Origin of the sequence: Gordonia sp. AC31, assembly GCF_031844505.1 — a bacterium.
In the GTDB taxonomy this organism is placed as follows: Bacteria; Actinomycetota; Actinomycetes; order Mycobacteriales; family Mycobacteriaceae; genus Gordonia; species Gordonia hongkongensis.
This window is the reverse complement of record NZ_JAUZVK010000005.1, coordinates 1-12,339: the sequence shown is the minus strand read 5'-3', so window position 1 is coordinate 12,339 and position 12,339 is coordinate 1. Positions and strand designations below refer to the sequence as shown.

Sequence of the window (12,339 nt, the reverse complement as noted above, 5' to 3'; positions counted from 1 at the left end):
AAAAAGTTCACCGCGTGATGCAGGATTGTTGCGTGCCGGACGACCTCGATTATCAGATCGTTCACGCTCTGCAGGTTGCGCCGCGGGCGCCCTGGGGCGTGGTCGGCGACGTCGTGGGCGTGAGCGCGGCGACCGCGGCCCGTCGCTGGGAGCGGCTCGTCGACAGTGGGCTCGCCTGGATCGTGACCTATCCCGGTGCCGCGTACCTCAACACTCGCTGCAGCGCCTTCGTCGAGCTCCAGGCGTCGTCGCGGCGCGAGGAGCTCGTCGAGCATCTCGCCGCCGACCGGCATGTGGCCACGATCCAGCGCACCGCGGGCGACGGCGACCTCCTGCTGACCGTGATGGTCCCGGACCTCGGTTTCCTCGGCGACTGGGTGCAGCGCCTCGCCGAGACCGAGGGCGTCGCCGGGACCCGGACGAGGGTGGTGATGCGGGTCTTCGGCGAGAGCGAACGCTGGCGGGTGCACACGCTCTCCGACGCCGACGAGTCGGTGCTCGGCGAGTACCGGCCCGAGCATCGTCCGCTGGTGCACGGACCCGACGAGATGGATCTGCGGCTCATCGCCGCGCTGGCCGAGGACGGTCGACGCTCGGCGGTCGACCTGGCTGCCGCGAGCGGACTGAGTGCGCCGACCGTCCGGCGTCGGCTGACCGCCCTCGTCGCCGAACGCGTTCTGTCGATCAGATGCGAAGTGGCCCATGTCATCAGCGGCTGGCCGGTCACGGCGAACGTGTGGGCGCGGGCGTCGTCGCGGTCGATCTCGGCGCTCGTAGACGCGCTCGACGACCTGCCCCAGGTGCGGGTGTGTGGCGAGGTGACCGGCACCGCGAACATCGTGATGGGCGTGTGGTTGCACACCATCGGCGAGTTGTCGGAGTTCGAGCAGCAACTCGAGAGCCGGGTACCGGGGCTCGTCGTCGCAGACCGTTCGGTCACGCTGGAGACCCCGAAGCGACTGGGCTCGCTGCTCGACCGGTCGGGCTGCCGCACGGGATCGGTTCCCGTCGTCCTGTGAGGGTCCGTCAGCGGATGGACGATCCGATGCTGATGCCGCCGTCGACGTCGAGGACGATGCCGGTGATGTAGCGGGCGGCGGGGGAGCACAGGAATGCGGCGGCTTCGGCGATGTCCGCGGGGTCACCGGTAGTGCGTTGGGGCACTTTGGAAACCAGCTTGTCGCGGGCTGCGGCGTCCATCGAGGCGAGCATCGGGGTTTCGATGAGTCCTGGCGCGATGGCGTTGACGGTGATGCCGTCGCGCGCGGTTTCCAGTGCGAGGGTGCGGGTGAGTCCGACGATGCCGGCCTTGGCCGCGACGTAGTTGGACTGACCGAAGTTCCCGCGCCAGCTCATCGAGGAGAACGACACTATCCGCCCGTACTGGTTGGCACGCATGTGGGGGAGCGCGGCGCGGGCGCAGAAGAAGGTGCCGGACAGGGAGACGTCGATCACCGCGTGCCAGTCGGCGTCGGAGATGTTCTCGGCACGGTTGTCGCGGATGATGCCGGCTGCATTGACCAGGACGTCGATGCGGCCGTGCCTTTCGGCGATCGAGTCGATCCACTCGGTCACCCGAGTGGAGTCGGTGACATCGATGGCGTCGGCGTGGCATTCCCGGCCGACGGCGGTGGCGATCGTGTCGGCGGTGGCCCGGGCTGTGTCGGCATTGACGTCACCGATGACGACAGTGGCTCCCTCGGCGGCGAACTGCTGGGCCATGGCTGCTCCGAGTCCTTGGGCGCCGCCGGTGATGACGACCACCTGTGAGTCGAAACGGTTCATCGTCGTGCTCCTGTCTGAGATACCGCGGTCTGGGGCACTGCGGGTGCCGATGTTGTTTGGCGAGTGAGGAATTTCTTCAGTGCAGCGGGGACGTCGTGTGCGCGCCAGTGTGCGTCGAACGTGTCGAGCTCGAGGGCGAGGCCGGTGTGCGGGTCGACGGTGTCGAGGTCGAACAGCAGTCGTTTGTAGCGTGCCTGGGCGGGACCGTGCTGATCGGTGAGGATGCGTGCGGCCGCCGTGGCGGCGTCGACGAGGGTGTCCTCGGGTACCACGCTGTGCAACCAGCCCGTGGGCATGAGTTGTTGTGCGGCAACGAGTTCACCGGTCAAGGCCAGCCATCGGGCCATCGAGACGCCGAGTTTGCGCGGGAGTCGGACGCTGGCACCGCCTGCGGGAAGCAGGTTGTTGCGGACATGGCCGTCGCCGATGAGTGCGGTGTCGGCGGCGATCACCACGTCGCAGGCCAATGCCAGCTCCATGCCGCCGGCGACCGCGTGCCCGTGGATCGCGGCGATCACGGGTAGCCTGCTGGTCTCCAGTCGGGTGCACAGGGCGGAGACGTCGCGGAGGAACTCGATGGGTGACTCTCCGTGTTCGTCGAGCTCGAGGAAGTACTTCAGGTCCGCGCCTGCACAGAACGACGGGCCGGCCCCGGTGAGCACGATCGCGCCTGCGTCGGGATCGGCTTCGGCGTCGCTCAGTGCGCGGTCGAGATCGGCGATGAGTTCGGCGTTGAGCGCGTTACGACGACGCGGCCGGTTAAGGGTGAGGATCCGGATCGGTCCATCGGCGGCGACGAGAACGGTCGGGGTGTCCCCGGTGCCCAGGGGGTCTCCGGCGCTCACGACGGCGAGCCTTCGGTGGTCTGTTCGCGGCGCTGCTTGCGCAGTTCGGCGCGCTGGATCTTTCCGCTCGGGGTCTTGGGCAAGGCCGGGACCAGGTGTACTTGTCGCGGGTAGGCGTGGGCGGCGTAGTGGGTCTTGACCCACTGCTGCAGTTCGCTTTCCGTGGTCGCCCCGTCGACGGTCCAGTTCGATGCGAGCACGACGAAGGCCTCGACCACTTCCCCGCGGACGCGGTCGGGTGCGGCGATGACGGCGCATTCGGCGACGGCGGGATGGGTGAGCAGCACCGACTCGACGTCGAAGGGCCCGATCCGGTAGCCGGCCATCAGGATGACGTCGTCGTCGCGGGAGGAGAACCGGATGACGCCGTCGGAGTCGATCGTGGCGATGTCGCCGGTCAGGAAGTAGCGTCCGTCGCCGCGGAAGCGCTTCGCTGTCGCCTCGGCGTTGCCGGCGTAAGCGGTGAAGGTCATGAAGTCGCTGGCGGTGACGTCGACGGCCAGCTGTCCCACCTCACCGAAGTCCGCCGCGACATCGGTGTCGGTCCGCAGGACGGTCATCTGCCAACCCGGTAGGGACACCCCCATGGCGCCGGCGACGATGGGCCGTTCGAGGAGCCGATGGTGGGGATAGCCGATCGGCATGCCCAGCTCGGTCTGCCCGTAGTGGTCGTGGACCTGCAACCCGAGCACCTGTTGCGCCCACTCGTTGACCTCGGGGGTCAGTGGCTCGCCGGCGCTGGACAACCGCTTGAGGGACAACCCCTCCGGCGGGGCGTCCGGCGAGGTCAACAGACCGCGATACACCGTCGGCGCGGCGGCGTAGTCGGTCACGCGCAGCTCGTCGAGCGCTGCCCAGGTCGCCTGCGGGGAGAAACCTCCGCGGGTCAGCGTGGTGGTGATCCCAGCGGCCAGCGGTGCCACGATCGCGGTGTAGAGCCCGTAGGCCCATCCCGGGTCCGCGCCGCACCAGAACACGCTCTCGGTGTCCACCCCGAGGCCGAACTCGAGGTAACTCTGCCACCCGGCGGCATAGCGCACCGGGTGCACGACGCCCTTGGGCTTGCCGGTGGTTCCGGAGGTGAACATGTGGACCAGGGGTCCGTCGCCGCCGACGGCCACCGAGGTCTGCCCGGCCACGTCACCGGCGGACACCGCCTGCGTCAGCGCGGCCAAGGATCCGTCGGAGGCCTCAGCGGTGTTGACGACCAGTTCCCATGTGCCGTCGGGCACTTTGTGGGCCTGGTCCTCGTCGGCGATCACCACCGTCACGTCGGCATCGACCAGCCGTGAGGACACCGCGGCCTCCGCAAACGCGGTGAACAGCGGCGCGTACACCGCGCCCAGGCGCCAGATGCCCAGGACCACGGCCAGCAATTCCGGGCTCTTGCCCATCAGGGTCGCCACTCGGGACCCCTGACCGACCCCGCGTGCGGCGAGGACGGCGGCCACCCGCTTCGACGACTCGGCCAGTTCGCCGAAGGTGGCCTGCCGGATCGAGCGGTCTGCGTCGACGAACGTCAGTGCCACGGCGTCTGTGGGGTGCCGGTCGCAGAGCAGGTGGGCGACATCGACGCCGTCGCCGGTGTAGGTGGCGAGGATCTCGCGCACGCGTGTGTCAACAGGGGATGCCATGGCCAACTCCAATGGTGAACTCAGGTCCGTGCCGGAAAAACACTGGGTACTAAAAAATAGCATAGAGTACCCACTTTTGTACCACGCCGATTGCGGACCGCCGTCGAGTTCGATTCGTGTGTCAGACTCGCGGGATGGCGGAAGTGGTGAATCGCGGGCGTGCGCAGGTGAAGACGCCGCGACGACGGCGGGTGGACGCGACTCGGCGCGCCGACCTGCTGGACAGCATCGAAGAGATCTTCCTCGCCGAGGGCTTCACCACCGTCACCGTCGGGGAGCTGACGGAACGTCTGCATTGCTCGCGGGCGACGCTGTACAGCGTCGCGCCGACCAAGGAGCAGATGGTCGTACTCGCGACCAAGCGATTCTTCGGGTCATCGGCCGAACTCATCGAGCAGCGTGTTGCCGAGCATGACGAGGCGCGCACGCGCATCCTCGTCTACCTCGGCGGTGTGGCCGAGGCGATGCGCCGCAATTCGCAGGCGTTCTACGACGACATGGTCGCCTTCGGGCCGACCGCCCAGATCTATGCGCGTAACACCGAGCGTGCCGCCGAACGTGTGCGCGAGCTGATCGAGGAAGGCATCGAGGCGGGCGACTTCCGGGCCACCGACGGGAACTTCGCCGCCCAGCTGGTGGCGCTGGCCATCGAAGGTGTCCAGTCCGGAGTTCTCCTCGAACGCACCGGAATGAGTGCCGCCGACGCTTTCGGCGAACTGGGAACCCTTCTTCTGAACGGGCTGCTGGCCGATCGGTGAGGGCGGCCCGCGTCTTCGATGTCGATCACGCCGTCGTAGCATCGCCCTTCGAGCCGGCTGATCAGGTTCTGCGTGCCCGCTGCGCCCCAGCGCCCGTCACAGTTGCGGGACGACCGCTTGAACCATGGTGACGACGGCCTGGCCGACGGCGCCTCCGCCGCGGCTGGTGACGGCGGCCGGCGCGTCATCGAAGTCGTAGGTCTCGGTGACGGGCGGGGAGATCGACCCGTCGCGCAGGAAGGCGGATAGGGCTTCGCGGGTGAGGTCGCGTTCGGTGTCGGAGCGGAAGAGGGCAAGTGCTCCGCTGACCGAGTAGTCGTTGAAGACGATGTGCTGGGGGTCGGGTTGTCCCCATGTGCCACTGGCGAATCCGACCAGCAGAACGCGTCCCCCGCGGCTGACAGCCGAGGTGGCTTGCTCGTATGCTTCACCGCCGACCGTGTCGTAGATGACGCCAGCGCCCTGGCCGCCGGTGAGTTCGTGGACCGTATCTGCGAGATCCTGTTCGCCGAGGTCGATGACGTGATCGGCGCCCTGGAGACGGCAGAAGCGCGCTTTGTCCTTGTGGCGGGCGGTGGCGATCACGGTGGCGCCCAGGGCTTTGCCGAGCTGGATGGCGGCCGACCCCGTGCGCCCTGAGCCACCCAGCACCAGGAGGGTTTCGCCTTCGTGGAGTGTGGCCCGGTGGGCGAGGCCGACATGGGCGACGTGGTAGGAGCCGGGGAATCCGGCGGCCTGCGCGTCGGTGAGTTCGGCGGGGGCGGGCGTCGCCCCGGCAGTCGGGCTGAGTGTGTACTCGGCGAGCCCGCCGATCGCGATGTCGGCACGGCTGTTGCCCATGATCCGGGTGCCTGCGGGGAAGGGGTATCCGGGGCCGGGTTTGTCCACGATGCCTACGATTTCCTGGCCGGGAGAGACCGGGGGCGAGGGGACCAGCGGGTAGCGGCCCTGGACCATCATCAGGTCGGGAAGCGCCACGCTGGCGGCCAGGACGCGCACGCGGGCCTCGTTCGGACCGGGTTCGGGTAGGACGACTTCCACCTTCTTCAATACGGTGCTCGGCGCGCCGAACTCGCTTGCCTGCCAGCGTTTCATCAATGCGTTCCTTTCAGGGGGGTGAGCGCCGAACCGGTCGAGGTGGACGCCGTGTTCGGGTCGGGTCGTCCAGCCGGCGCGCCCGGTGAACAACGTAGACGGCAGAGGCGCAGCGGGCGTGTGGACATCGCGGTCGGAGCTGACTTTGCCCACGGTTCGCCCTTGTGCACTGTCGACCAGTTGGGTCTTGTAGTGACGAACACCTCACGGTACTTTCATCAACTACCGGGTACCAATAAAAGTACCTGGCTGGGTCGCCCGTCGAGCCGGGTGCTTCTGGAGAACGGGCATTTCCCCTGTCGCGTGTTGCGGGCGCGATCAGGTCTGACAAGGAGACGATGTGAAGTACTTGTACGAACCCGACGTAGAGGTCACGGCTCGTGACGGGGTGACCCTGATGTCGGATGTGTGGCATCCGCTGGAGGGTCAGGCGCCGACGCTGTTGATACGGATTCCCTACGACCGGCGTATGACCGTCGGCGGGCCCACCAGTCCTGCTCCCTCGGTAATTGCGCTTGTCAACGCCGGCTACGCGGTGGTGGTCCAAGACGTGCGCGGGACCACCGCCTCCGGGGGCACCTTCGAGCCGAAGGTCAACGAGATCGCCGATGGGCAGGACACTGTCCAGTGGATACGTACCCAGAGCTGGTCCGATGGCAGTGTCGCCATGTACGGCAGCTCGTACATGGGGATGGTCCAGTGGGCGGTGGCCACCAGCGGCGACGCCCCCGGTCTGCGCGCGATCGCGCCCACCAAGGCGGCAGCGAACTGGTACACCAACCTCTGGTACTCGCCGGGCGGCGCTATGTCGCTGAGCCTGGCCACCTGGTGGAACGCGTTGATCTACGCCGGGCAGGAGCAACGAGCTCTCGTCTCCGGCGCCGGCCAGGACCCGAGCACTCTGTACCGCCTGGCCGGCTACCTACGCGACCCGTTACCGCTCAACGACGCCACACCCCTCGCCGACCTGCCGATCCACGGCAAGGGCCGCTGGTTCGACGATTGGATCGCCCACCCTGACTTCGACGACTACTGGGCCAGTCAGGACTGGTCGGGTCTGGAGTACATGGGGAAGGTGACCGTCCCCGTCCTCTCGATCGGCGGCTGGTATGACCTGAAGATCAACGGCACCGTCGAAGGGTTCATCGGCGTCCGCACACACGGCGGCTCCGACGCCGCCCGCGACAAGTCACGCCTGATCATCGGACCCTGGGACCACGTGAACTGGACCGGCCGATACGCCGACCGCCACTTCGGCAACCAGGCCGACGCCGACGTGACGCAGTTCCATCTCGCCTTCTTCGACGAACACCTGCGCGGCATCGTCCCCGACACACCGGCCCCGCGGGTGCGGATCTTCGTCATGGGCATCGACCAGTGGCGCGACGAAGCCGACTGGCCGCTACCGGACACCCGGTACACCGACTACTACCTCGACAGCGCACGATCGGCCGCGACGCGCCATGGGGATGGCTCCCTCCAAGTGGCCGTACCGGCAGCCGAGTCGTCCGATGAGTTCACCTACGACCCGCGCAACCCGGTCCCCACCACCGGCGGAGCACTGATGCCCGCCGAACCGGGGCTGATCGGACCGGTCGACCAGTCCGTCGTCGACGGCCGCGACGACGTCCTCTGCTACGTGACCCCCGTCCTCGACGAGCCTCTCGAGGTGACCGGCCACGTAGAGGCGACCGTGTTCGTCTCCTCCAGTGCGGTGGACACAGACATCACCGCCAAGCTGGTCGACGTCTTCCCCGACGGCCGCGCCATCAACCTCTGCGACGGAGTGCTGCGGCTTCGCTACCGAGACGACCTCTCCCGGCCGACGCCGCTGACCCCCGACGAGGTCTACGAAGTCACGGTGAAACTGGGTGTCACGTCCAACGTGTTCCTTCCCGGACATCGCCTGCGCCTGGACATCTCGAGCAGCAACTTCCCCCGCTACGACCGCAACACCAACACCGGCGGGTTCATCGCCACCGAGTCCATCGACGACGCGGTGATCGCCACCAACCGCGTGCTGCACGGACCTGCACACCCCAGCCGGCTGACCCTGCCGATCATCTCCCGCTGACACCGGCCGACCAGCGAACCTCGGCGTCTGTCCTGGCGACGACGCCGAGGTCACGCTTACGGTGGGGGCATGCACCCGCATCCACCTGTCGTCGCACTGCTGACCTCGCCGGACACCCTCCCCCCGGGGAACCTGGCCGAAATCGAGGAGCTCGCGACGGTACGACTCTGCACGGCAGACGATCTCGGCGCCGCCCTGCCGGGCGCGGACGTTCTCGTGCTGTGGGACTTCTTCTCCCGCGGGCTCGCCGAGCACTGGGGTGAGGCGACGACATCCCTGCGCTGGGTGCATGTGTGCGCCGCGGGAGTGGATTCGCTGCTCTTCGACGAACTGCGGTCCTCGGATGTCGTCGTCACCAATGCCCACGGCGTCTTCGACCGTCCCATCGCGGAATTCGTCCTCGCCGCGATCCTCGCCCACCACAAGGGTTTACACGAGTCGATGGCCTTGCAACGCGACCACGAGTGGCGACACCGCGAGACGGTGGCCACCCACCGCACCACCGCGCTCGTGATCGGTACCGGCGGGATCGGTCGAGCGATCGCGAAACTGCTTCGCGCCGTGGGTATCCGGGTGGTGGGAGCGGGCCGGACCGCGCGCGCGTCGGATCCTGACTTCGGACACGTCGTCGCCACCGACGACCTCGCCGCGCACGTGGGCGGTTTCGACACCGTCGTCGCGATCGCGCCGCTGACCGAGCAGACCGCCGGGATGATCGACGCGACGGTACTGGCGGCGATGAAACCCGGCGCGCACCTCGTCAACGTCGGACGCGGCGAACTGGTCGACGAGGCGGCCCTCGTCGCGTCGCTCCGGTCGGGGCATCTGGGGGCGGCCACGCTCGACGTCTTCGTCACCGAGCCGCTGCCCGCCGACAGCGAACTGTGGGACCTGCCCGGGGTCGCGATCTCGGCCCACATGAGCGGAGACGCCGTCGGATGGCGCGAGGCGCTGGCCGAGCAGGTCCTCGACAACCTCCGGCGCTACGTCTCGGCGGGCACCGAGGAGCCGGCCGACGTGCTGGTCAACGTCGTCGACAAGGAACGCGGGTACATCCGGGTAGGCGGATGACCTCACCGCGGGCCCGCCGATAGTAGGCTGTAGCGCGATGACCACCGTCTATTTCCTGATCGCCGCCGTGGCCCTACTGGGTGCGGGTGTCCTGTTGTGGCTCGACCGCCAGCGGTCGAGCGTTGCACGGCACCAGCGTGCGGTCTGGGGCGACGAGCACGAGTTCAAGTTCCGCGAGTCGGACACCAAGCTGCGCAAGGTCTTCCGTCGCGCCACCATGAATGTGGGCGACCACATCCCGGTGCAGGACGTCGCCTACGGACACTACGCCGGGGTGGAGGCCGTGGTCTTCGACCTCGCCGAGACCGCGACCGTGATCGCCGTCCGACGGTCCTCGCCGTCGCATGTCGTCGTCGACCTGCGGCACGAAGACGTCCTCGCCCCCGCGGAGGAAGACGTGGAACTGCTGGGCGCGATGGGTCCGCGTGTCATGTTCTCCAACAATCTCGACGTCGCCCGCCGGGTGTGCGACCGCCGGATGGTCGCGCTCGCCAACAAGGCGCCCGCGTTCGTCGAGGTCCTGTGGAACGAGGGCAACTGGGCGCTCGGTTCGATGCCGGTGACCAACGACCCGGCCAAGCTGAACACCGGCCTGGAGGTCGTCCGCCGGTTCGCCGACCTTCTCCGGGTGCTGCCGCCGACGCGGGAACCCGAGGACTCGCCGGATCCGCGCGACCCGCACGGACCCACCCGGGCCGAGCTCGCCGACGAGAAGACCGAGTCACTGCGGGACAAGCGCAGGCGACAGGCCGCGGGCGCGCCGTCCGGCGGTGGGGCGCCGGCCGGGGACTCCGAGAACCAGGCCGCGACGCGGAAGCCTCCCACTCCGTCCCCGGCGTCGCCGACGACCGGAGGCCGGCGGATGACCCCGATGCCCGTGCGTGGGTCCGGGACCCGCGGGCACGCCGGAACAGCTGACGAGACACCTCGCCGGGACACCGGCGAACGGCCCCGCCACCGCAACTGATCGCGCCACCACCCCACGCAGCCGGAGATCGAATCCCGGCACGTCGATCGAGAGGGAAGTCGCATGTCCTCGTCCGCCCCGGTTCCTGCCGAGACCCCGCGGGTCGACCCGACCGCGAAGGCACGGCTGGCCGAGCTCGTCCGCGAGCTCGCCGTCGTGCACGGCAGGGTGACGCTGTCGTCCGGTAAAGAGGCCGACTACTACGTCGACCTGCGTCGGGCGACCCTGCATCACGAGGCCTCGCGGCTCATCGGGCGGCTGATGCGCGAACTGACCGCGGACTGGGACTACGTCGCCGTCGGCGGCCTGACATTGGGTGCGGACCCCGTGGCGACGTCGATCATGCACGCCGACGGGAAGCCGGTCGATGCCTTCGTCGTCCGGAAGGCCGCCAAGGCGCACGGCATGCAACGCCAGATCGAGGGGCCCGACATCGAAGGTCGAGACGTGCTCGTCGTCGAGGACACCAGCACGACCGGCGCCTCGCCGTCCACGGCTGTCGAGGCCGTGCGCGGCATCGGGGGCAACGTCGTCGGCGTGGCCACCGTCGTCGACCGCGCGACCGGCGCCGACGCGGTCATCACCGCGCTCGGCGTGCCGTACCGCTCCCTCCTGGATCTCGGCGATCTCGGGCTTGCCTGACGCCGGGTCGGGGGACCCCGACGATCTCCCCGCCCCGGAACCCGCCGAGGACCCCGATGCCGTACCCGGTCCCACCGAGTGGCAGACCGGGCCGACCGTCGGCGTGGGGCCGTGGGCCGACGAACACGCCGGCCGTCCCGTTCCCGACGATCCGCGCCTCGACGGCGAGCTTCTCGCGCACGGTGACACGCGCAACGTCGTCGACGCCTATCGGTACTGGTCGAGGGAGGCGATCGTCGCCGACATCGATGCACGCCGGCACCCGCTGCACGTCGCCATCGAAAATTTCGCACACGACGCGAACATCGGCACGGTGGTCCGCACCGCCAACGCCTTCGCGGTGGCCGCCGTCCACATCGTCGGACGACGCCGCTGGAACCGTCGCGGAGCGATGGTGACCGACCGCTATCAGCACCTGATGCACCACGAGACGGTGTCCGATCTCATCTCCTGGGCTCGCGACGAGGGGCTGACCGTGGTGGCGGTGGACAACACGCCCGGTGCTCGTCCGCTCGAAACAGCCGATCTACCGCGCGACTGCGTGCTGCTGTTCGGTCAGGAGGGCCCCGGGGTCAGCGACGATGCGCAACGCGAGGCCGATCTCACGGTGTCGATCGCCCAGTTCGGTTCGACGCGCAGCATCAACGCGGGCGTGGCCGCCGGAATCGCCATGCACGCATGGGTCCGGCAGCACGCCGACCTCGACGCCGCGTGGTGAGGGCGCCCGTGCGGTGACCTCGCGCAGCCGGTGGAGACGCCGGTCATGTGGATTACGAGCGCTCGGTGTGGGGGTCGGATATTGCCGCACGAACTATTCGTTGGCGTATTGCATTGTGAACCGGATTCGGTCACCACGCAGCCGGCGCCGCAGATACATCGTGGGCAACCCATCGTCGTCGACGTTGACGCCGTCACGCAGCATCACCGGGCTGCCCGCGGGTACGTCGAGCAGCCGCGCGTCGGCGGTGCTTGCCAGAGCCGCGGTGAGTCCGCGCCAGGAGTGCCGAAGCCGAATGTTGTAGTGGTCCTGCAGAATCTGGAACAACGCCACCCGGTCGGCGACAAAACCGGTGAAGCCTGGGAAGCGGCGTCCCTCGAGCCAGTAACTGCACACCATCAACGGCCGTTCGCCGGTTCGGACCAGGGTGTCGATGCGGATCAAGGGCCCTCGCGTACCGAGTGGTCCGGCGGCGTCGAGAGAATTGTCCCGATCGGTGATGTCGACGAGCGTCTCGGTCTGGTCCTCCTGCACGTATTCGGCAATCGATGCGGTACTGCCGGCGTCGGCATCGGTGGACGGCATCGCGGGCAGGCCGAGTTCGATGACCACCGGCGGTTCGGCCACGTAGGTTCCCGCCCCCTGGCGGACGACGACCACTCCGGCGCGGGCGAGTTCGCTGATGGCCTGCCTGATGGTCAGGCGGTTGACGCCCCATTCCGCGGCGAGTTCGGGTTCAGTGGGTAGCTA

General features: G+C 68.5%; 12 protein-coding genes and 1 pseudogene. 7 read left to right on the top strand and 6 right to left on the bottom strand.

Translation table 11 applies throughout. The features are described 5' to 3' along the window. Nucleotides 1–32: 32 nt before the first annotated feature. Nucleotides 33–1,019 (top strand): Lrp/AsnC family transcriptional regulator, encoded by a 987-nt coding sequence (locus tag Q9R39_RS07650; RefSeq protein ID WP_311277274.1) that lies wholly within the window; start codon nt 33–35, stop codon nt 1,017–1,019. 7 nt (nt 1,020–1,026) lie between these two features. Here Q9R39_RS07650 and Q9R39_RS07645 read toward each other — a convergent pair whose 3' ends face one another. From Q9R39_RS07645 to Q9R39_RS07635, 3 genes are read right to left on the bottom strand one after another with little or no spacing between them, the layout of a single operon-like run. Continuing rightward, nucleotides 1,027–1,785 carry an SDR family NAD(P)-dependent oxidoreductase gene (locus Q9R39_RS07645; protein ID WP_058249850.1) on the bottom strand — a complete coding sequence of 253 codons (759 nt, stop codon included), beginning with the start codon at nt 1,783–1,785 and terminating at the stop codon, nt 1,027–1,029. Continuing rightward, the gene (locus Q9R39_RS07640; RefSeq protein ID WP_231742209.1) at nt 1,782–2,630 is read right to left on the bottom strand and encodes an enoyl-CoA hydratase/isomerase family protein; all 849 of its coding nucleotides are present in this window, start codon (nt 2,628–2,630) and stop codon (nt 1,782–1,784) included. The genes Q9R39_RS07645 and Q9R39_RS07640 overlap by 4 nt, the downstream gene beginning before the upstream one ends. Then, on the bottom strand, nt 2,627–4,264 hold the full coding sequence (locus Q9R39_RS07635) for an AMP-binding protein (protein WP_058249851.1): 1,638 nt from the start codon (nt 4,262–4,264) through the stop codon (nt 2,627–2,629). Before Q9R39_RS07635 ends, Q9R39_RS07640 begins: the two co-directional genes overlap by 4 nt. A 134-nt stretch (nt 4,265–4,398) precedes the next feature. Between Q9R39_RS07635 and Q9R39_RS07630 the strand changes: the two genes are divergently transcribed. Beyond that, nucleotides 4,399–5,022: a TetR/AcrR family transcriptional regulator gene (locus tag Q9R39_RS07630; RefSeq protein ID WP_035716912.1), complete on the top strand. Its 624-nt coding sequence runs from the start codon at nt 4,399–4,401 to the stop codon at nt 5,020–5,022. Between the two features lie 96 nt (nt 5,023–5,118). On the opposite strand, the gene Q9R39_RS07625 is transcribed toward Q9R39_RS07630, so the two are convergent. After that, nucleotides 5,119–6,117, bottom strand: a complete 999-nt coding sequence (locus Q9R39_RS07625; RefSeq protein WP_058249852.1) for a zinc-binding dehydrogenase — start codon at nt 6,115–6,117, stop codon at nt 5,119–5,121. Between the two features lie 340 nt (nt 6,118–6,457). Between Q9R39_RS07625 and Q9R39_RS07620 the strand changes: the two genes are divergently transcribed. The 5 genes from Q9R39_RS07620 to Q9R39_RS07600 all read left to right on the top strand — a co-directional run bounded on the left by Q9R39_RS07620 (nt 6,458) and on the right by Q9R39_RS07600 (nt 11,589). Next, nucleotides 6,458–8,191 carry a CocE/NonD family hydrolase gene (locus Q9R39_RS07620; protein ID WP_058249853.1) on the top strand — a complete coding sequence of 578 codons (1,734 nt, stop codon included), beginning with the start codon at nt 6,458–6,460 and terminating at the stop codon, nt 8,189–8,191. Between the two features lie 69 nt (nt 8,192–8,260). Beyond that, the gene (locus Q9R39_RS07615; protein ID WP_058249854.1) at nt 8,261–9,262 is read left to right on the top strand and encodes a D-2-hydroxyacid dehydrogenase; all 1,002 of its coding nucleotides are present in this window, start codon (nt 8,261–8,263) and stop codon (nt 9,260–9,262) included. 37 nt (nt 9,263–9,299) lie between these two features. Beyond that, nucleotides 9,300–10,229 carry a hypothetical protein gene (locus tag Q9R39_RS07610; protein ID WP_058249855.1) on the top strand — a complete coding sequence of 310 codons (930 nt, stop codon included), beginning with the start codon at nt 9,300–9,302 and terminating at the stop codon, nt 10,227–10,229. A gap of 63 nt (nt 10,230–10,292) precedes the next feature. Continuing rightward, nucleotides 10,293–10,871, top strand: a complete 579-nt coding sequence (gene pyrE / locus Q9R39_RS07605) for an orotate phosphoribosyltransferase (protein ID WP_055474429.1) — start codon at nt 10,293–10,295, stop codon at nt 10,869–10,871. Next, the gene (locus Q9R39_RS07600) at nt 10,864–11,589 is read left to right on the top strand and encodes an RNA methyltransferase (protein WP_058249856.1); all 726 of its coding nucleotides are present in this window, start codon (nt 10,864–10,866) and stop codon (nt 11,587–11,589) included. The genes pyrE and Q9R39_RS07600 overlap by 8 nt, the downstream gene beginning before the upstream one ends. Before the next feature lie 93 nt (nt 11,590–11,682). On the opposite strand, the gene Q9R39_RS07595 is transcribed toward Q9R39_RS07600, so the two are convergent. After that, entirely contained in the window at nt 11,683–12,216 is a 534-nt protein-coding gene (locus Q9R39_RS07595) for a UTRA domain-containing protein (RefSeq protein ID WP_311277273.1), read from the bottom strand. Nucleotides 12,217–12,225: 9 nt separating this feature from the next. Beyond that, a pseudogene (locus tag Q9R39_RS24735) lies at nt 12,226–12,324 on the bottom strand (GntR family transcriptional regulator); the annotation flags it as partial. Between the last annotated feature and the right edge of the window lie 15 nt (nt 12,325–12,339).

What these genes read in the sequence shown, in the direction of transcription:
- Q9R39_RS07645 (WP_058249850.1), bottom strand. Translation starts at nt 1,785, where the DNA reads ATGAACCGTTTCGACTCACAGGTGGTCGTCATCACCGGCGGCGCCCAA.
- Q9R39_RS07635 (WP_058249851.1), bottom strand. Translation starts at nt 4,264, where the DNA reads ATGGCATCCCCTGTTGACACACGCGTGCGCGAGATCCTCGCCACCTAC.
- Q9R39_RS07630 (WP_035716912.1), top strand. Translation starts at nt 4,399, where the DNA reads ATGGCGGAAGTGGTGAATCGCGGGCGTGCGCAGGTGAAGACGCCGCGA.
- Q9R39_RS07625 (WP_058249852.1), bottom strand. Translation starts at nt 6,117, where the DNA reads ATGAAACGCTGGCAGGCAAGCGAGTTCGGCGCGCCGAGCACCGTATTG.
- Q9R39_RS07615 (WP_058249854.1), top strand. Translation starts at nt 8,261, where the DNA reads ATGCACCCGCATCCACCTGTCGTCGCACTGCTGACCTCGCCGGACACC.
- Q9R39_RS07610 (WP_058249855.1), top strand. Translation starts at nt 9,300, where the DNA reads ATGACCACCGTCTATTTCCTGATCGCCGCCGTGGCCCTACTGGGTGCG.
- pyrE (WP_055474429.1), top strand. Translation starts at nt 10,293, where the DNA reads ATGTCCTCGTCCGCCCCGGTTCCTGCCGAGACCCCGCGGGTCGACCCG.